The 899-nt window shown below is 68.9% G+C and carries 2 protein-coding genes and 1 pseudogene; all 3 read left to right on the top strand.

The window, feature by feature from the left end:
* On the top strand, positions 1-394 hold a 394-nt coding region (locus EOA13_RS37285), incomplete at its 5' end, for a DUF1403 family protein (RefSeq protein ID WP_127298058.1).
* Positions 379-759, top strand: coding sequence for a DUF1403 family protein (locus EOA13_RS37280; RefSeq protein ID WP_245490610.1), 381 nt, complete (start codon positions 379-381; stop codon positions 757-759). The genes EOA13_RS37285 and EOA13_RS37280, both read left to right, overlap by 16 nt.
* 2 nt (positions 760-761) lie before the next feature.
* Positions 762-899: pseudogene (locus EOA13_RS39280) on the top strand (segregation and condensation protein B); the annotation flags it as partial.

Raw genomic sequence — 899 nt, 5'->3', positions numbered from 1 at the left:
GCGTAGCGCAGCGGCGGCGACGCGCCTGCTGGGCCGAACGGAAGAGGAGGCGGCACTGCGCGACGCGCACTTGTTCCGCGCCGTCGGCGATGATCCGGGTCCGGCAGGAAAGGTCTTGCTGGCCTGGCGCCGCCTCGCCAGCCGATCGACAATGCTCGACGAGGAGGCGGTGCGATCGATCGCAGACCTGTTCGAGCTGAAATGGGACGAGGCCCTCGCCCATGTCGTCTCCAACGCCGAGGATCTTCTCGCCTCGTCGCGGCCGGCGCCTGCGGTGGCGGCCGAGCTTGCTGCAGAGCTCTACCGGGCACGACCGGATACGGAATTGTTGGCGTTCTGGCTGCCGATGTCGTCCTGGCGCAGAAGCTCCGCTGGCCTGTGCCGGTGCCCTTGATGATGGGGCAGGCGAACGCACGCAGCTTCAAGGCCGGCGAGCCGCGCCGGCGCATTCGGCCGGGAAGCGAGGGGTGGGGCAGGGCCGTGCTTCTCGCCTACGCTCAGGCCACCGTCGAAGCCTGCGATCTCGGCGCCGAACTTGCCAAACGCGCTGCTCTGCTTCTTGCGGTGGCGCCGAAGTTGCGGGCCAAGGGCTCGGCCGAGGTGGTGAAGCTGCTGCTTAATGACGATGCGCTGCCGGGGTCGTGGTCGAGCTCGAAGCTTTCGGCGCGCGGCGCACGGCGCCTGTTCGAACGGCTGCAGGAGCTGGCCGCGGTCCGCGAACTCAGCGGGCGGCCAACCTTCCGGCTCTATGGGTTGTGACCGTGGCCAGTCGCGCCAAGCAATCCCAAAACCTAGCCTTCGATCCGGAGCTCGCCGAGCTGCCGCCAGAAATCCGCTGGCGCGAGTGGATGAATCGCATCGAGGCGGTGCTGTTCGCCGCGCCGCAGCCCGTGGAGCGG

It is taken from the genome of Mesorhizobium sp. M7A.F.Ca.US.011.01.1.1 (assembly GCF_003998295.1).
GTDB lineage: Bacteria > Pseudomonadota > Alphaproteobacteria > Rhizobiales > Rhizobiaceae > Mesorhizobium.
This window is presented reverse-complemented; position numbering and strand designations above follow the sequence as displayed.